16 protein-coding genes are annotated in these 18,005 nt (G+C 72.1%); 10 read left to right on the forward strand and 6 right to left on the reverse strand.

Translation table 11 applies throughout. The annotated features are described in order from the left end of the window. The first annotated feature begins 13 nt into the window (after nt 1–13). The 3 genes from RI138_RS28040 to RI138_RS28050 all read left to right on the forward strand — a co-directional run bounded on the left by RI138_RS28040 (nt 14) and on the right by RI138_RS28050 (nt 4,004). Nucleotides 14–1,402: an 8-oxoguanine deaminase gene (locus RI138_RS28040; RefSeq protein WP_311122120.1), complete on the forward strand. Its 1,389-nt coding sequence runs from the start codon at nt 14–16 to the stop codon at nt 1,400–1,402. A 338-nt stretch (nt 1,403–1,740) separates the two neighbouring features. Continuing rightward, the gene (locus RI138_RS28045) at nt 1,741–3,195 is read left to right on the forward strand and encodes a nucleobase:cation symporter-2 family protein (protein ID WP_311122121.1); all 1,455 of its coding nucleotides are present in this window, start codon (nt 1,741–1,743) and stop codon (nt 3,193–3,195) included. Between the two features lie 143 nt (nt 3,196–3,338). After that, entirely contained in the window at nt 3,339–4,004 is a 666-nt protein-coding gene (locus RI138_RS28050; RefSeq protein ID WP_311123039.1) for an alpha/beta fold hydrolase, read from the forward strand. Nucleotides 4,005–4,037: 33 nt separating this feature from the next. Here the strand turns inward: RI138_RS28050 and RI138_RS28055 are convergent, their stop codons facing one another. Beyond that, on the reverse strand, nt 4,038–4,655 hold the full coding sequence (locus RI138_RS28055) for a TIGR03086 family metal-binding protein (RefSeq protein WP_311122122.1): 618 nt from the start codon (nt 4,653–4,655) through the stop codon (nt 4,038–4,040). Between the two features lie 130 nt (nt 4,656–4,785). Here RI138_RS28055 and RI138_RS28060 point away from each other — a divergent pair, with 130 nt between their 5' ends. From RI138_RS28060 to RI138_RS28075, 4 genes are all read left to right on the forward strand, one after another. Further along, a complete protein-coding gene (locus tag RI138_RS28060) occupies nt 4,786–5,778 on the forward strand; it encodes a fibronectin type III domain-containing protein (RefSeq protein WP_311122123.1) in 993 nt (330 codons plus the stop codon). Nucleotides 5,779–5,881: 103 nt separating this feature from the next. Further along, nucleotides 5,882–7,255: a M20/M25/M40 family metallo-hydrolase gene (locus RI138_RS28065; RefSeq protein ID WP_311122124.1), complete on the forward strand. Its 1,374-nt coding sequence runs from the start codon at nt 5,882–5,884 to the stop codon at nt 7,253–7,255. Further along, on the forward strand, nt 7,252–8,784 hold the full coding sequence (locus tag RI138_RS28070; RefSeq protein ID WP_311122125.1) for a YfcC family protein: 1,533 nt from the start codon (nt 7,252–7,254) through the stop codon (nt 8,782–8,784). The genes RI138_RS28065 and RI138_RS28070 overlap by 4 nt, the downstream gene beginning before the upstream one ends. 650 nt (nt 8,785–9,434) lie before the next feature. Continuing rightward, on the forward strand, nt 9,435–10,031 hold the full coding sequence (locus RI138_RS28075; RefSeq protein ID WP_398863891.1) for a hypothetical protein: 597 nt from the start codon (nt 9,435–9,437) through the stop codon (nt 10,029–10,031). An 89-nt stretch (nt 10,032–10,120) separates the two neighbouring features. On the opposite strand, the gene aceB is transcribed toward RI138_RS28075, so the two are convergent. Then, complete coding sequence (gene aceB, locus RI138_RS28080; RefSeq protein ID WP_311122127.1) at nt 10,121–11,740, reverse strand: malate synthase A; 1,620 nt, start codon at nt 11,738–11,740, stop codon at nt 10,121–10,123. 257 nt (nt 11,741–11,997) lie between these two features. Next, nucleotides 11,998–12,627: a nucleotidyltransferase family protein gene (locus RI138_RS28085; RefSeq protein WP_398863893.1), complete on the reverse strand. Its 630-nt coding sequence runs from the start codon at nt 12,625–12,627 to the stop codon at nt 11,998–12,000. A gap of 185 nt (nt 12,628–12,812) precedes the next feature. On the opposite strand from RI138_RS28085, the gene RI138_RS28090 reads away from it, so the two are divergent. Continuing rightward, the gene (locus RI138_RS28090) at nt 12,813–13,127 is read left to right on the forward strand and encodes a DUF5955 family protein (RefSeq protein ID WP_311122129.1); all 315 of its coding nucleotides are present in this window, start codon (nt 12,813–12,815) and stop codon (nt 13,125–13,127) included. An 18-nt stretch (nt 13,128–13,145) separates the two neighbouring features. Here RI138_RS28090 and RI138_RS28095 read toward each other — a convergent pair whose 3' ends face one another. Both RI138_RS28095 and RI138_RS28100 read right to left on the reverse strand, forming a co-directional pair. Then, the gene (locus RI138_RS28095) at nt 13,146–13,787 is read right to left on the reverse strand and encodes a response regulator (protein WP_096625421.1); all 642 of its coding nucleotides are present in this window, start codon (nt 13,785–13,787) and stop codon (nt 13,146–13,148) included. Then, nucleotides 13,784–15,109: a sensor histidine kinase gene (locus tag RI138_RS28100; RefSeq protein ID WP_311122130.1), complete on the reverse strand. Its 1,326-nt coding sequence runs from the start codon at nt 15,107–15,109 to the stop codon at nt 13,784–13,786. Before RI138_RS28100 ends, RI138_RS28095 begins: the two co-directional genes overlap by 4 nt. A gap of 110 nt (nt 15,110–15,219) precedes the next feature. Between RI138_RS28100 and RI138_RS28105 the strand changes: the two genes are divergently transcribed. Next, entirely contained in the window at nt 15,220–16,302 is a 1,083-nt protein-coding gene (locus tag RI138_RS28105) for an ABC transporter permease (RefSeq protein WP_311122131.1), read from the forward strand. Further along, entirely contained in the window at nt 16,299–16,979 is a 681-nt protein-coding gene (locus RI138_RS28110) for an ABC transporter ATP-binding protein (RefSeq protein ID WP_311122132.1), read from the forward strand. The genes RI138_RS28105 and RI138_RS28110 overlap by 4 nt, the downstream gene beginning before the upstream one ends. Before the next feature lie 27 nt (nt 16,980–17,006). Here RI138_RS28110 and RI138_RS28115 read toward each other — a convergent pair whose 3' ends face one another. Further along, nucleotides 17,007–17,810, reverse strand: a complete 804-nt coding sequence (locus RI138_RS28115; RefSeq protein ID WP_096625413.1) for an IclR family transcriptional regulator — start codon at nt 17,808–17,810, stop codon at nt 17,007–17,009. Between the last annotated feature and the right edge of the window lie 195 nt (nt 17,811–18,005).

Genomic DNA, 18,005 nt, shown 5'->3' on the forward strand with positions numbered 1-18,005 from the left:
AGAAGGAAGCACCATGGCAGCTTCGGCAGACCCTCAGCGCATCATCATCGAGAACTGTTCGATCGCCACCGTCGACGCCAACGACACGGAGTACGCCTCCGGCTACATCGTCGTGGCGGGCAACCGCATCGAGTCCGTCGGCGCCGGCAAGGCACCGGAGGGCCTCGCCGGGGTCGTCCGGCGCATCGACGCCACCGGGCACCTCGCGACGCCCGGCCTGGTCAACACCCACCACCACTTCTACCAGTGGATCACCCGAGGCCTGGCCACCGACCACAACCTCTTCAACTGGCTCGTGGCCCTCTACCCGACCTGGGCGCGCATCGACGAGCCGATGGCCCGCGCCGCCGCGCAGGGCTCGCTGGCCATGCTGGCCCGTGGCGGCGTCACCACCGCCATGGACCACCACTACGTCTTCCCGAAGGGCTCCGGCGACCTGTCCGGCGCGATCATCGGGGCCGCCCGCGAGATGGGCGTACGGTTCACCCTCGCCCGGGGCTCCATGGACCGCAGCGAGAAGGACGGCGGCCTGCCGCCGGACTTCGCCGTCGAGACCCTGGAGGGCGCGCTCGCCGCCACCGAGGCGACGATCGACGCCCACCACGACGCCTCCTTCGACGCGATGACGCAGATCGCCGTCGCCCCCTGCTCGCCGTTCTCGGTCTCCACCGAACTGATGCGCCAGGGCGCCGAGCTGGCCCGCCGCAAGAACGTCCGGCTGCACACCCACGGGTCGGAGACCGTCGAGGAGGAGCAGTTCTGCAAGGAACTGTTCGGGATGGGCCCGACCGACTACTTCGAGTCGACCGGCTGGCTCGGCAGTGACGTGTGGATGGCCCACTGCGTCCACATGAACGACTCGGACATCGCCGCCTTCGCCCGTACGGGTACGGGCGTCGCCCACTGTCCGTCCTCCAACGCCCGCCTCGCCGCGGGCATCGCCCGGGTCCCCGACATGCTCGCCGCGGGCGTTCCGGTCGGCCTCGGCGTGGACGGCACGGCCTCCAACGAGTCCGGCGAACTGCACACCGAGCTGCGCAACGCCCTGCTCATCAACCGCCTCGGCGCCCACCGCGAGGCCGCTCTGAACGCCCGTCAGGCCCTGCGCCTCGGGACCTTCGGCGGCGCCCAGGTCCTGGGCCGCGCCGACCAGATCGGTTCCCTGGAGGCCGGCAAGCTCGCCGACCTCGTCCTGTGGAAGCTGGACACCCTGGCCCACTCCTCGATCGCCGACCCGGTGACCGCGCTCGTCTTCGGCGCGGCCGCCCCGGTGACCCTCTCCCTCGTCGACGGCAAGCCGGTCGTCGAGGGCAACCACCTCACCACGGTGGACGAGGACGCCATCGCCCGCGTCACCCGCGACGAGGCCCGCCGCCTCGCGCAGATCGCCGCCGGGGCCTGACTCCGGCGGAATCCCCGAACCGCCGGGCAGCCACTGGTCCCCGGCGGAATCCCCGACCGGCCGGTCGAGGGGGACGGCCCGAGACCGGCCGCCGTGGACCCGAGCGGGGTCCACGGCAGCCGGTCCGGCGGACGCGCACCCCATGGTGCGCGCCCGCCGGACCGGTGAAGACCCCTGCCCGTACGCGCCCCCACCGCGCCACCCGCCCGCAACAAGCGCACCACCTGCACCATCTGCACGACCTGCACCACCTGAGAGAGCCGCACCACCGCACTCCTACGCACCACCTCCCTGACACCCGCGTCGCCGATGACGTGTAACCGACCGGAGGAACCGCCGTGGCCGCCAAGCCCAGGTTTCACAAAGACGCAGATGCAGCCGCCGAAGCAGCGGACGATGCCGTCGCAGAGGCAGGAACCGACCGGAAGCATCCGGTCGACGAGACCCTCCCCCCACTGAAGATGTTCACCAGCGGCCTCCAGCACGTGGCCGCCATGTACGCGGGCGTGGTAGCACCGCCGCTGATCGTGGGGCCGGCCGTCGGCCTCACCGCCAAGGAGACCGCCTTCCTGATGGGGGCGAGCCTGTTCACCGCGGGCATAGCCACCCTGCTCCAGACCATCGGCTTCTGGAAGGTCGGCGCCCGGCTGCCCTTCGTCAACGGCGTCTCGTTCGCCGGGGTCGCCCCGATGATCGCGATAGGCAAGGACCGGGGAGACGAAGGGATCGCCGTGATCTTCGGCGCGATCATCGTCGCGAGCCTCCTCGGGTTCGTCCTCGCTCCGTACTTCGGGAAACTGGTCCGCTTCTTCCCGCCCGTCGTCACCGGCACGGTCATCACCCTGATCGGCGTCTCGCTGCTGCCGGTCGCCTTCAACTGGTCCCAGGGCGGCAACGCCGCGGCGGACGACTACGGTTCGATGACCAACATCACCATGGCCGCCGTGACCCTGGTGATCGTGCTGGCCATGCGCAAGCTGCTGCGCGGCTTCCTCCAGCAGATCGCGATCCTGCTCGGCCTGATCATCGGCACCCTGGTCGCCATCCCGGCGGGCATCACCGACTTCAGCGCCATCAAGAACGCCGATGTGGTCGGCTTCCCGACGCCGTTCGCCTTCGGCGGCCCCCAGTTCGAGATCGCCGCCATCGTCTCCATGTGCATCGTGATGCTGGTCTGCATGACCGAGTCCACCGCGGACATGCTGGCCCTCGGCAAGATCGTCGGTCGGCCGGCCGACGAGCGGATCATCGAGGGCGGTCTGCGCGCCGACACCCTGGGCAGCGCCATCAGCCCGATCTTCAACGGTTTTATGTGCAGCGCCTTCGCCCAGAACGTCGGACTCGTCGCCATGACGAAGATCCGCAGCCGCTTCGTCGTCGCGGTCGGCGGCGGGATTCTGATCCTGCTCGGCCTGGTCCCGGTCGCGGCCTCGGTCATCGCCCTCGTACCGCTGCCGGTGCTCGGCGGCGCGGGCATCGTCCTCTTCGGCACGGTCGCGGCCAGCGGCATCCAGACCCTGGCCACCGCCGCCCTGGAGAAGGGCGAGAACGCGCTGATCGTCGCCGCCGCCGTCGGTATCGGCCTGATCCCGATCGCCGCGCCGCAGTTCTACCACGCCTTCCCCGAGGACCTGCTGGTCGTCCTCGACTCGGGCATCTCCACCGGCTGTGTGGTGGCGATCGTGCTGAACCTCGCCTTCAACCACTTCGGACGCAGGCCCGACGCGGAGGACGAAGAACAGCACAGCGGTGACCGCGCGGTACCGGCGGCCGCCGGGGTGGGCGTCCACTGACGACACGACCGGTGACCGACTCGGCGGGGCCCCGCGCACGACGCGGGGCCCTCGGCCGTGTCCGGCCCGGCCGTGCGACGGCCCCCCGGAGCCGTACGCCGCCCGGCGGCTGTAGCGTCAGGGGCATAGAAGATCAGTCAGTGGTGGATGTCGGCGATGTACGCCTCGCGTACCGGACCTGGGGCGACTCGTACGGCTCGCCCGTCGTGCTGCTGCACGGCCTGGGCGGTTCGGCCGCGGACTGGGAGGCGGCCGGCTCCCTGCTGGGCCAGGAGTGGCGGGTCTTCGCCCTGGACCTGCGCGGCCACGGCGAGAGCGACTGGCCCGACGCGTACGACCTGGAGCTGATGGCCGAGGACGTCGTGGGGTTCCTCGACGAACTGGAGCTGGACCGGGTGGGACTCGTCGGCCACGGCATGGGAGGCGTCGCCGCCCGGCTGCTGGCCCAGGAGCATTCGGACCGGGTGGAGCGGCTGGTGCTGGTGGAGACCCCGGCGCCGTTCCCCGGCGACCCGGGCCCGGCGGGGCGGCCCGAGGGCCCGGTGGACTACGACGAGAACGCGGTGGCGGCCGTACGGGACCAGCTCGCCGACCCGGGACCGGACGCCGCGGACGGCCTCGGCGACATCGTCGCCCCGACGCTGATCATCGGCGGCGGCCCGGAGAGCACGATGGAACAGCACCGCCAGGCCGACACGGCCTCCCTGATTCCGGACTGCCGGCTGATCACGGTCCCGGGCGGCCACCGGATGCACCAGACCCGCGCGGACCAGGTGGCCGCGCACATCACGGAGTTCTTCACCAGCTGAGGACGGGCCCCGCGGCGCTTCGCCGTCGCCTGCTCAGCCCTCCGGCCGCCAGTCCGGACGGCGGCCGCTGAGGGCGATCACCCGGTCCAGCAGCGGGGCGCCGGCCGGCACCGCGACCGGCGGCCCGAAGATGCCCCCGCGGTCCGGGTCGTCCTCGTCCGGGGCGAGGAGCGCCTCGCAGGACCGCAGCTCGGCCTCGCCCGCCTCGTACGGCTGACCCGTCGAGCGGGCCAGGTCCCAGCCGTGGACGACGAGTTCGTCGAGCGCCACGGCCCCCGCCACCTCGCCGGGCAGGTCCACGCCGCCCGCCCGGGTCATGCCCGTCCAGGCATCGGGGGAGCGCCAGGCCGCCGCCACCTCCTCCAGGAGCCTGGGCAGCACCTCTCGCCAGTCGTCGTCGAGGACGGGGAGGGCGCTGTCCGGGGCGACGGCCGTGCTGGGCCCGAGGTCCTTGCGGGCCGCGTCCCGGAAGGCGGCGGCGAGCATGGCGAGGTGGCCGAGCAGCTCACGCACCGCGTAGTCGGGGCAGGGGGTGGGCGCGTCCAGGCGGGCGTCGTCGACCCCGCCGAGCAGGCCCGCGATCCGCCTGGCGGCCGGTCCCAGGTCCGGGGCTGAAGCGGTGCCGGACACAGGTGTCTCATGCGTATCCATGCAGGGAAGACTCCGTCGCCGCCGGAAACTCATCGTCGCGCGCACCGCCGGACAGCGGAAGGTTCCCCGGCCCGACCCTTGTCGGCGGCCCCCACGCCATGTCATACAGGTCTGGACCATTGCTGTCCGGATGGAAGGCACCCCCGTGCAACGCCCCCACATATCTGCCGCGTTGACCTGTTCCGCCGTCCTGCTCCTCGCCACCCTCACCGCGTGCGGCGGCACCGCCGACGCCGACACGCAGCGGCCCAGCGCCCCGGAGGGCGTGACCGCGCAGGCCAGCAGCTCCACCTCGGTGCACGTCATGTGGGAGCCTGCCACCGACGACAGGCAGATCGCCGGTTACGAGGTCTATCGAGGAAAGACCAAGGTCAAGGCCGTCCCCGCGGTCAAGCGCATGATCGACGTCGACGGGCTGACCGCCTCGACGGACTACACCTTCACCGTCCGGTCCAAGGACACCGCCGGGAACCTCTCCGTCCCCAGCGCCGCCATCCCCGTCACCACCCGGGCCACCCCGCCCAAGGACGAGGAGCCTCCCACCGCCCCCGCGAAGCTGACCGCAAGGGCCGACGGCAGCCGCGCGGCCACCCTGACCTGGCAGGCGGCCAAGGACGACGTCGGCGTCACCTCGTACGACGTCTACCAGGAGGACTCCCGCATCCACAGCGTGCCGGGCGATGCGACGACCGCGAAACTGACCGGCCTGCGCCCCGGAACCGTCTACAGCTTCACCGTGCGGGCCCGCGACGCCTCCGACCAGTCCTCGCCCGACAGCAACACCGCCGACCTCACCACGGCCTCGGCCCCCGGCGCCCCCGCGAGCACCGCTCCCACCGGGCTGCGCGCCGAGATCGGCAAGGAAGGCGCGGAGTTCACCGTCGACCTCTCCTGGGACCAGCCGGAGACGGGCGGGGCGGTACCGGCCTACGAGCTGTATCTGAACGGCAGGCTCACCACCACCATCGTCTGGGGCGGTACGCCCCCGAAGGGCCGGGCCGCCTACCGGCTGAACCTCGCGGACCCTCCCGGCACCCGGTACTCCATGAAGCTCCGGGCCAAGCTGCCGGACGGCAAGTGGGGCGACTTCTCGGCCCAGCGCACGGTCGTCCTGGCCGGCTGACGCGGGTCGGCGCACCGGCTGCCGCAGGCATGCGGCGATCCGCCCCTTATGGTCCATTGATCCCAGAAGGGCCAGAAGGCCGAGGGATCGAAGGGGCTGAACCATGGACCTGGGAGACGACCTGTGTACGCGGGCCGACGCGCTGATGGACGGTCTCGTCGCCGACCTGGAACGGCTGACGGCCATCCCGTCCATCGCCTTCCCCGGCTTCCCGCCCGAGCCCGTGCGGCAGGCCCACGACCTCCTCGTGGAGCTGCTGCGGGGCGCGGGCGTGGAGCACGTGGAGCGGCTGGACCTGCCCGACACCGCACCGGTCGTCATCGCGGAGGTCCCGCCGCCGGACGCCGGAGCGCCGACGGTCCTGCTCTACGGCCACTACGACGTACAGCCGCCCGGCGACGAGGCGCTGTGGCTCTCCCCGCCCTTCGAGCCCACGCCCGTCGAGGGCGGTCTGCGGGCCCGGGGCATCGCCGACGACAAGTCCAACATCATCGTCCACCTGGGTGTACTCCGCGCCTACGAGGGACGTCCTCCGGTCGGCCTGAAGATCGTCCTGGAGGGCCAGGAGGAGTACGGGAGCGCCTTCGACGACTACCCGCCCACCGACCCGGACCGCTTCGCCTGCGACGCGATGGTCATCGCGGACATGGGCAACCTCCGCCCCGGCAGCCCCACCCTCACCACCGGCCTGCGCGGCGCCGCGGAGGTCGTCGTCGAGGTCCGCACGCTCGCCGAGCCCCGGCACAGCGGCGAGTTCGGCGGAGCCGCCCCCGACGCCCTGCTCGCCCTCCTCAAAGCGCTGGCCACCCTCCACGACGTCCACGGTGACGTCGCCGTCGAGGGCCTGCGCCGCGACGACTGGAGGGGCACCACCTATACGGAGGACGAATTCCGCTCCCTCGCCGGAGTCCGGGAGGGCGTGCCCCTCATCGGCTCCGGCAGCCTCGGCGAACGCCTCTGGAGCGGCCCGGCCATCACCGTCATCGGTATCGACGCTCCGAGCGTCGACCACGCGGCCTCCGCCGTCGTTCCGTACGCCCGAGCCAAGCTGAACCTCCGCTTCCACCCCGAGCAGGACCCGGGACAGGCGCGCGACCTGCTCGTCACCCATCTGGAGTCCCTGCGCCCGTTCGGTATCCCGCTCACCGTCACCCCCGGCGACACGGGCCCCGGATTCGAACCCGCAACCGACGGACCGGCCTACCGCGCGGCCCTCACGGCACTGCGGGAGGGCTGGGGGAGCGAGCCGTCCTTCGTCGCGAGCGGCGGCTCGATCCCGCTGGTCAACGGCCTGGCCAAGGCGGTCCCGAACGCCGAGGTGCTCCTCTTCGGAGCCCAGGACAGCATGTGCAATCTGCACGCCCCCAACGAACGCGTCCTCTTCTCGGAGCTGCGGTCGGCGGTGATCGCGGAGGCCGCGTTCCTGAGGGAGTACGCGGCGACGTACGCCTCCCGCACCCGGGGGAGCACCGCATGAGCAGCGCCGCCGACACGAAACCGGCTCTGGAGGAGGAGCCCCCGGCCGGGCCGAAGTTCACCTTTCCCAGCGCCCTCACGATCCTCGCCGTCGTCACGCTCGCCGTCTGGGCCCTGGCCTTCCTCGTCCCGCCCGGCGCCTACGACCGCGACGAGGACGGCGCCCCGGTCCAGGGCACGTACCACCGCGTCGACTCCGACCAGAGCTTCGTCGACCGCCTGAACGACCTCTTCCTCTCCCCGGTCAACGGCCTCTACGGCGTCCAGGACGCGCAGACGGGCCAGGTGGGCCCGGACCTGGCGGGCGAACTGTACGGCAGCGCGGGCGTGTTCCTGTTCGTGCTCGCCATCGGCGCGTTCATCACGGTGGTGTTCGCCACCGGAGCCCTGGACCGGGGCATCGGCCGCCTCGCCCACCGGCTGCGCGACCGGGGCGCGCTGCTCATCGCCGGGGTGATGCTGGTCTTCGCGCTGCTCGGTACGGTCGAGGGCTTCGCGGAGGAGACGCTCGGCTTCTACGGCCTGATCATCCCCCTGATGCTGGCCCTCGGTTACGACCGCATGGTGGCCACCGGCACCATCATCCTCGGCGCGGGCGTCGGGGTGCTCTGCTCCACGGTCAACCCCTTCGCCACCGGCGTCGCCTCGTCCGCGGCGGACATCTCGCTCGGCGACGGCATCGTGCTGCGCGCGATCATGTGGGTGGTCCTCACGGCGGTGACGATCGCCTACGTCATCCGGTACGCCAACCGCGTACGCAGGAACCCCGAACGCTCGCTCTCAGGCTTCCTTCCCGGCGACCGCGACCACAACGCGGCGGACGCGGCGGAGCCCCCGGAGCTGACCCGGCTCCACCAGATCATCCTGATCCTGGTCACCCTGGTCTTCACCTTCATGATCTTCTCGGTCGTCCCCTGGTCCAGCGCCCTTACAGGCGACGCCGACGCCACCCCGTACGGCTTCGAACTCGGCTGGTCCTTCCCGCAACTGGCCGCCCTGTTCCTGGTCGCGGCGGTCCTCGTGGGCGTCGTCGCCCGGTTCGGCGAGCAGAAGCTCAGCGCGACCGTCATCCAGGGCGCGGCCGACTTCATCTCCCCGGCGCTCGTCATCGTCCTCGCCCGTGGTGTCACGGTCATCATGAACAACTCGCAGATCACCGACACCGTGCTGCACTCCATCGAGGGCGTGGTCTCGGGAACTTCCTCGGCGCTCTTCGCGGTCTACGTCTTCCTCGTCAACCTGCCACTCGCCTTCCTCATCCCCTCCACCTCCGGCCACGCCACCCTCGCGATGCCGATCCTGGCCCCCCTGGCCGACTTCGCGGGCGTCTCCCGCGCGGTGGTGGTGACGGCCTGGCAGGCGGCCAGCGGCTGGATGAACCTCTGGGTCCCGACGACGGCGGTCACCATCGGCGGGGTGGCCCTGGCGAAGATCGGCTACGACAGGTACCTGCGCTTCGTCTGGCCGCTGCTGGCGATCCTGGCCGCCTTGATCTGCGGGTTCGTGGCGCTGGGGGCGGTGTGGACGTGAGGGGGTCTCGCCTACTCTGGATCACCGGTCGTGGTACGTGAGGGGCGGGGAGATGCGAAGCATACGAAGTGGCTTGTCCGGTCTGCTGGTTGTGGGAGTCCTGGCGGTGGCGGGATGCAGTTCCGGGGAGGCGGACTCCGGTGCCCCGAAGGATGGCAAGGGCGACCGGAACGTCGCCTCGAAGCCCGCCAAGAAGCCGGAACTCACGGCGTACGAAGCCCCCGTGAAGTTCGCCGCCGATCCCACGGGCGAATCGTTCGGCCAGACCGGACCCCTGCTGAGTTCGACGCTGGCCGGGCGCTATCTCTTCACCAAGGACATCACAGGCGTGCAGGTCCGGGATGTGGCCACGGGGCAGCAGGCAGGGCCGGAGCTGACCCCGCGCAACACCGTCCAGCGGGTGTTCCCGAAGGACTACTTCCGCAAGACGGACCGGCGGGACGACCTGGCCCCCTTCGTGCTGGAGCGGGCGGACGGCGATCCGCTCGTCCTCGTTCCGTACCACGTGTCCAAGGCCGGCCGGGGCACCACGGCCTCCCGGCACTTCGTCGAGCTGCTGGTCATCGACTCCGGCACCGGCAAGCTGCGCAGCAGCCTGGAGATCCAGCTGGGCGACGGTTTACGGCGCGCGGTACCAGGTGCTGACAGCCGTGAGCATGAAGGACGGCGACACGGCGTGGCAGGACCGTTCCCACAAGCGCACCGCGGGCGTGAACCCCGCGTTCCAGGCGCAGTGGACGACGTCGGCGGGCCCCGACGGGATCATCACCACGAAGGTGACGCGCAGCGGCATCTTCTCGTCCTGCAGCCAGCTGGTCCTGGTGGACGCGAAGACGGGCAAGGAGAAGCCCCTGGCCGACAAGGCCCGTCCCGTGGAGTGCCGTTACGACGAGAAGTCCGTCGTCGTGTGCGGGCGGCACCCCGGAGCGGCCCGGCGCGCGGCCGAGGTCTTCGCCGTCGACGTCGCCAGCGGCAAGGTGCTGTGGGAGCTGCCCGACAGGGCGGCGGGCCGTATCGTCCCCGAGGTCACCGCGGTCCGGCACGGCCGGGTCTACGCGAGCACCGCTTCGGGCCCGGTGGTCCTCGACGCGCGCAGCGGGCAGGACATCGAACTGGAGCCGGGCATCGCGCCCGTGGCCGTGAACGAGTACGCGGGGCTCACGGCGGTCCGGAAGACCGGCTCGGGGTCCGGCTTCAGTTCGGCGGACGATCTGTGGGAGATGACCCTGCACCGCGCCCGCGGCTGAGCGCGCCGGGTACGCGAACCGCCCCCGGCGCTGTGCGGTGCCGGGGGCGGTTCCGTTCGCGGGTTCGTACGGGTTCGCGTGCGCAGAGGTCAGCGCAGCTGCTCGTACGCGGGCAGGGTCAGGAAGTCCGCGTAGTCCTGGTCCAGGGAGACCTGGAGCAGGAGGTCATGGGCCTGCTGCCACTTCCCGGCGGTGAAGGCCTCCTCGCCGATCTCCGCGCGGATCGCGGCCAGTTCCTCGGCGGCGACCTTGCGGGCCAGGTCGGCGGTGGCGTGCCGGCCGTTGTCGAAGACCACGTCCGCGTTGATCCACTGCCAGATCTGCGAGCGCGAGATCTCGGCGGTGGCCGCGTCCTCCATCAGGTTGAAGATGGCGACCGCGCCCAGCCCTCGCAGCCAGGCCTCGATGTAGCGGATGCCGACCGCGACGGCGTTGCGCAGGCCCTCGTACGTGGGCTTGGCGTCGAGGGTGTCGATGGCGATCAGGTCGCCCGCCGCCACCGAGACGTCCTCGCGCAGCCGGTCCTTCTGGTTCGGCTTCTCGCCGAGGACCGCGTCGAAGGAGGCCAGGGCGATCGGGACCAGGTCGGGGTGGGCGACCCAGGAGCCGTCGAACCCGTCGTGCGCCTCCCGGTCCTTGTCGGCCTTGACCTTCTCGAAGGCGACCTTGTTGACCTCGGCGTCGCGGCGGGAGGGGATGAACGCCGCCATGCCGCCGATCGCGTGCGCGCCGCGCTTGTGGCAGGTGCGGACCAGGAGTTCGGTGTACGCCCGCATGAAGGGGGCGGTCATCGTCACCGCGTTGCGGTCCGGCAGGACGAACTTGGCTCCGCCGTCACGGAAGTTCTTGACGATGGAGAAGAGGTAGTCCCAGCGTCCCGCGTTCAGTCCGGCGGCGTGGTCGCGCAGCTCGTAGAGGATCTCCTCCATCTCGTACGCGGCGGTGATCGTCTCGATCAGGACCGTCGCGCGGACCGTGCCCTGCGGGATGCCGACGTAGTCCTGGGCGAAGACGAAGATGTCGTTCCAGAGGCGGGCCTCCAGGTGCGACTCCGTCTTCGGCAGGTAGAAGTACGGGCCCTTGCCGAGGTCGATCAGGCGCTTGGCGTTGTGGAAGAAGTAGAGGCCGAAGTCGACCAGCGCCCCGGGCACGGAGACGCCGTCCAGCTGGAGGTGGCGCTCCTCCAGGTGCCAGCCGCGCGGGCGCATGACGACCGTGGCCAGCTCGTCGGCGGACTTGAGGGCGTACGACTTGCCGGACCCCGGGTCGGTGAAGTCGATGCGGCGCTCGTAGGCGTCGGTGAGGTTGAGCTGGCCGAGGACGACGTTCTCCCACGTGGGGGCGGACGCGTCCTCGAAGTCGGCGAGCCAGACCTTCGCACCGGAGTTCAGCGCGTTGATGGTCATCTTGCGGTCGGTCGGACCGGTGATCTCCACCCGGCGGTCGCTCAGAGCGGCCGGAGCCGGGGCGACCTTCCAGGAGTCGTCCGCGCGGATCGCCGCCGTCTCGGGCAGGAAGTCCAGCGTGGAGGTGCGGGCGATCTCGGCGCGGCGCTCACCGCGCCGGGCGAGCAGCTCATTGCGGCGCGGGGTGAACTGCCGGTGCAGCTCGGCCACGAACGCGAGGGCCGCGTCGGTCAGGACCTCTTCCTGCCGGGGCAGGGGCTCGGCATCGACGATGGCCAGCGTGGACGGCGCTGGTGCGGACATGAGCTGTCACTCCTTCAGCGGGCGGCGGCGTCTCATGGCCGCCGGGTCGCCTGAGACGGCACGGCGTGCCATGGCTCCGAGATACGGCCGTGGGTGCCGTCTGAGGTTCAGAGGGCTTCTGACCAGTGGATAGTAGTTTCCTCATAGTGGAAGTTCAATGGTTTGTTGATGTCGAGATTCTCCGGGTCGACAGAAACCTCCCATCGGCGGCGCAGCGTGCCAGTGCGGCCACGCACCGTCTCCGCCGCCCCGCATCGTCACTCCAGGTGCCTCAGGTCCTGCGAGGTGTCGATGTCGTACGCCTCGGCCACATCGGAACACTCCACGAGCGTGATCGCATCGCGGTGCTCGCGCAGATACGCCCGCGCCCCCTGGTCGCCCCGCGCCCCCGCCGCGATGTCCGCCCACCGGTCCGCCCCGAACAGCACCGGATGGCCCCGCTCCCCGTCGTACGCGGCGGCCACCAGACTCGCCCGGGAGCGGTACGCCGAACGCACCCTGGCCACCGCCTCCGCCCCGATGCCCGGCTGGTCGACCAACAGGACGAGCGCCGCGTCCGCGTGCGTCCCGGTCAGGGCCGCCAGGCCCAGCCGCAGCGAGGAGCCCATGCCCTCCTCCCAGCCCGGGTTCACCGCCACCGCGCACCCCGTGAGATCGGCGCGGGCCCGCACCTCGTCGGCCGCCGCGCCCAGCACCACGTGCAGTGGGCCGCAGCCGCCGTTGCGCAGGGAGCGCACGGCGTGCTCGACAAGCGGGCGCCCCCGGTGCTCCAGCAGCGCCTTGGGGCGGCCGCCGAGCCGCCGGCCGCCGCCGGCCGCCAGCAGCACCCCGGCGACCTTGGGATTCTTCGCCCCGGAAGCCGCGTCTCCAGTCATGTCCGTAACCATGGGGTCTGGATACCACTGAGTCCTTCGCACACGCGACACGCATGTCACCCTCAGGGGTCACCCCGACTTCTTTCCGTGGGCTGGCGCACACTGCCTGTTATGGCGTTAACTTGCGGGCGAACCCGGGGACTTGGCCACAGGCCCGAGGGGACACACCGGCACGAGGATGTGCGAGGGGGAGTGCTGTGTTGCGAAGCGTCGGGCAGAAGCAGGTGACCGGCAGCGCCGAGGACCCGAGGGTGGCCGAGCTGCGCATGGCCGTCTCCCGCCTCCGTCGCGAACTGGCCGGGCTGCGGGCCGAATTCCCCGACCGGCCGATCGCCGAGGACGAGCTGGCCGCGCTGGACGCCATGGCCGTCGGCGGTGTCCCGGAGATCCCCCGGCTGCGCCGCTCCCTGTTACTGATCGCGGGGGCGATCGGCTCGGTCAGCGCCCTGGCCGCGGCCCTGCGCGAGGTGCGCAACGCGGTGGACCTCTTCGGGGAGCCGCCGCGCGGGTGACCGGCGGGGCGCTGCGGGTCAGCGGCGGATGAGTCTGCGGGCCGTGGCCGCCGCCACCGCGGACGTACGCGAGTCGACGCCCAGCTTCGCGTAGATGTGCACCAGGTGGGACTTGACCGTCGCCTGGCTCAGGAACAGCCTCTTGCTGATCTGGAGGTTCGACAGCCCCTCCCCGACCAGCTGGAGCACCTCAAGCTCCCGCCGGGTCAGCGCCTCGGCCGGGGTGCGCATCCGGTCCATCAGCCGGTGGGCCACCGAGGGCGCCAGCGCGGACCGGCCCGCCGCCGCCGTACGCACCGCCGCCGCCAGTTCCTGCGGCGGCGCGTCCTTGAGCAGATAGCCGCTCGCCCCCGCCTCGACGGCCGCCAGGATGTCCGCGTCGGAGTCGTAGGTGGTGAGGACCAGGACACGGGGGTTCTCCGGTACGGCGGTGATCGCCGCCGTGGCCTCGGAGCCGTGCATCCCCGGACCCGGGCCGAACTGGAGGTCCATCAGGACGACGTCGATGCCGCCCGCCGCCGCCAGGGCGACCGCCTGCTCGGCGGTCGCGGCCTCGTCGACGACCCGGAAGTCAGGCTCGGTGTCCAGCACCGCGCGCAGCCCCGCCCGGACGACCGGGTGGTCGTCCGCGAGCAACAGCCTGATCTCGTCCCCGCTCATGCCGCCCGCTCCCGGTCCGCCACGGGCAGCGGCAGCGTGACCGCCACCGCCGTGCCCTGGCCCGGCGCCGACTCCACACTCAGCACCCCGCCCAGCGAACCGGCCCGAGCGCGCATCGCGGGCAGCCCGAAGCCGCCGTCGCCGCGCTCCTGGACCGGCGCCCCGGACGGGTCGAACCCCCGCCCGTCGTCCACGACGTCCAACGCCACCGAGGTGTCCATGAAGCTCAGGGTGATCTCCGCCCGCCCGGCCCGCGCATGGCGCACCGTATTGGCCAGCGCCGACTGCGCGGTCCGCAGCAACGCCACCTCGTACGGCGTCGGCAGCTCCGCCGGGCTGCCGCTGACCGCGAACCGTACGGTCAGCTCCGGCCCGGTCGTCCGGGCGCAGAGCCGCTCCAGCGCGGCGGCCAGCGAACCGTGCTCCAGATCCGGCGGAGTCAGGGCGCGTACGAAGGAACGGGCCTCGGCGAGGTTCGCCTGCGCGGCCTCGCGGGCGGCGCGGACATGCACGGCGGCCGGGTCCGCATCGGGCAGCGAGCGCTCGGCGGCCCGCAGCAGCAACTGGATGCTGGACAGGCCCTGGGCGAGGGTGTCGTGGATCTCCCGCGCGAGACGTTCGCGCTCGGCGAGCGTGCCCGCCGTCCGTTCCGCCTCGGCCAGGTCCGCCCGGGTGGCGACCAGTTCCACGATCAGCTCGCGCCGCCGCTCGCTCTCCCGGAACAGTGCGTCGTACCCGAGGACCGTGGCGACGGCGACGGCCGCACCGAGCAGCGGGCCGATGAACGCGCCGGGCGCGATCTCCTGCCGGTGTACGACGAAACCGGTGATTGCGGCCGCGGCGGTGACGACCACGGCGGGCAGCGCCCAGCGGGTCGGCAGCAGATGAAGCTGGAGGAAGTAGAGCGGAAAGGCCACCCACAGGGCGTCCGGCGAGAGCACGAGCAACGCGAGCCAGAGCGCACAGAGCCCGGCCAGCCAGAGGGCCGCGACCCCGGCCCCGAGCGGAGCGGCGAAGGCGGCACGCGCAGCCGATGTCCCCGCGCGCCCGTCGGCTTGGCTTCGCGACGCCGCCGCCAGAGCCTCGGGCTTCTCCGCCGCCGCATCGCGCTCCTCGGCCCGGCTTCGCAGCCGTACGGATCCGGCGAGCGCTCCCGCCGCGTACAGGCTCGCCATCAGCACCGACAGGCCCACGACCGCCACGGCGTGCGGCGCGTCCTCGCCGACCGCGCGGAGCGCGGCCAGTGCCAGCAGGCCCGTCAGCAGCGCGTGCAGACAGAGCCGCAGACCGGCGGTGACGTGGGTGTGCGATCGCGAATCCATGGTTCGTCCAGCCTAGCGGCGGCGGCCCGGGGGCCGGTCAATCGAAAGGTTGATACCGGGCCCGTCCGCCGCGCGATGTTTCCGCGCCCCGGGCCGCCGACGATGGAGCCATGTTCGTCGCATGGAGAGACCTCGGGTTCGCCAAGGGCCGGTTCGCGCTCATGGGATCGGTCGTGGTCCTGATCACGCTGCTCGTGGGCCTGCTGTCCGGCCTCACCGCCGGTCTGGCCCGGGAGAACACCTCGGCCGTCACCGGTCTTGACGCCGACCACCTCGCCTTCGCCGCACCGCCCGGCGATCAGCCGGTTTCCTTCACCAACTCGACGGTCAGGGAGGACGACTGGCGGGTCTGGGCCGGGCGGCCCGGGGTCGAGGCCGCGCAGCCGGTCGGCATCCGGACCCTGAACGCCACGGCGGCGGGCGAGCGGACGGCCGCCGTGTCGGCCTTCGGCGTCGAACCGGACGGCACCCTCGGGCCGGAAGGGATCGGCCCTGGGCGGGTCGTGCTCTCCGGGAAGGCGGCCGAGGAGCTGGGCGTCGCGGCCGGTGACCGGATCGCGCTCGGGCGGGCCGAGCGCGAGGTCGCCGCCGTCGCCACGGACGCCTCGTACAGCCACACGCCCGTCGTCTGGACGAGCCTCGACGACTGGCAGCAGATCGGCCACGACGGTGCCGGGCCCGCCGAGCAGGCGACCGTGATCGCCCTGACCACCACGGGCGGCGCCGACCTGGCGGCCGGGGACGAGGCAGCGGGCACCCGCACGCTCCCCCTCGACGACTCCCTCACCGCCATCGGCTCCTACCAGGCGGAGAACGGTTCGCTGCAACTGATGCGCGGCTTCCTCTTCGCCATCTCCGCGCTCGTCATCGGAGCCTTCTTCACCGTCTGGACCATCCAGCGCAGTGGCGATGTCGCCGTACTGAAGGCGCTCGGCGCATCGACGCCGTACCTGCTGCGCGACGCCCTCGGGCAGGCGGTGGTGATGCTCGTCCTCGGTACGGGACTGGGCACCGCCCTCGCCGTCGGAGCCGGGGCCCTGATCGGCGGGGGAGCCGTGCCGTTCGTCCTGGACGCGGCGACCGTCCTCGTCCCCGCCGCCGTCATGATCGCCCTCGGCGCGCTCGGTGCCGCCCTGTCCATCCGGCGGATCACCGCCGTCGACCCGCTCACCGCACTCGGGAGTGCCCGATGACGCTCACCCTGACCGACGTCACTCTCACCTACCCGGACGGCGAGGGCCGCCTCACCGCCCTGAACCGGGTCTCGCTGGACGTGCCCCCGGGCGCCCTCACCGCCGTCGTCGGGCCGTCCGGTTCGGGGAAGTCCAGCCTGCTCGCGGCCGCCGCGACCCTGGTCACCCCGGACTCCGGGGAGGTTTCCGTGGCCGGCGTCCGGACCGCCGGACTGAGCCGCGCCGGGCGGGCGGCCCTGCGCCGGGAGCACATAGGCATCGTCTTCCAGCAGCCCAGCCTGCTGCCCTCGCTGACCGCCGCCGAGCAGCTCCAGGTGATGCGGCACCTCTCGGGCGGGTCCGCGCGCGCCGCGCGCCGCCGGGCTCTGGAGCTGCTGGACGCGGTCGGTCTGGCCGACCTCGCGGACCGGCGGCCGCACCAGCTCTCGGGCGGCCAGCGCCAGCGGATCAACATCGCCCGGGCCCTGATGAACGAGCCGGAGGTGCTCCTCGTCGACGAGCCGACCAGCGCGCTCGACCACGAGCGCGGCGCGGCCGTGCTCGACCTGCTGGTGACCCTGACCCGGGAGCGCGCCACCGCCACGGTGCTCGTCACCCACGACCTGGCCCACCTGGACCGGATGGACCGCACGGTGACGATGGACGACGGGCGGCTGACCGTACCGGCGCGGGTCTGAGACGAGCTGCGGTACGGCGGGGCGGGTTCAGCCCCCGTTCGTACCGCTGCTCGCCAGCGCGTCCGACAGCTCCTCGGCGACCTGCTGGAGGATCGGCACGATCCGCTCCGTCGCCTGCTCCGTCACCCGGCCCGCCGGGCCCGAGATGGAGATGGCGGCCGAGGTGGGGGAGTTCGGCACGGAGACGGCGAGGCACCGCACCCCGATCTCCTGCTCGTTGTCGTCCACCGCGTATCCGGCCCGGCGCACCTGCTCCAGGGCGTCGAGGAAGCCCTCGGGCGTGGTGATCGTCTTCTCCGTGGCGGCGGGCATGCCCGTACGGGACAGGAGCGCCCGGACCTCGTCGGCGGGGGTGTGCGCGAGGAGCGCCTTGCCCACGCCGGTGGAGTGCGGCAGGACCCGACGGCCCACCTCGGTGAACATCCGCATGGAGTGCTTGGACGGCACCTGGGCGACATACACGATCTCGTCCCCGTCCAGCAGTGCCATGTTGGCCGTCTCGCCGGTCTCCTCCACCAGTCGGCTGAGGTAGGGGCGGGCCCAGGTGCCGAGCAGCCGGGAGGCGGACTCGCCGAGCCGGATCAGACGGGGGCCGAGCGCGTAACGGCGGTTGGGCTGCTGGCGTACGTAGCCGCAGACGACCAGGGTGCGCATCAGCCGGTGAATGGTCGGCAGGGGCAGACCGCTGCTCGCGGAGAGCTCGCTCAGCCCGACCTCGCCCCCGGCGTCGGCCATCCGCTCCAGCAGATCGAAGGCGCGCTCAAGGGACTGCACCCCACCGCTGGAACCGGAGGGCTTGGAGTCGGCTGTGCTGGCGTGGGACGGCGGCACGTGGGCGATCCTTTCGAAGCGGAAGGCAAGGCAGCAGCCTACCGGGCCCTTCCCGGTCGGCTCACAGCTCCCGGTCGGCGTCCGTGCCGGTCAGGGCCTGTTTTGTCCGGGTGGAGACGGTCGGTACGAGCGGTTCGCCGCTGCCCCTTCTGGCCCATGCTACGTTCCGCAGTTCGAAATAAGACTTTTACTTTG

This window comes from Streptomyces durocortorensis (assembly GCF_031760065.1).
Lineage (GTDB): Bacteria > Actinomycetota > Actinomycetes > Streptomycetales > Streptomycetaceae > Streptomyces.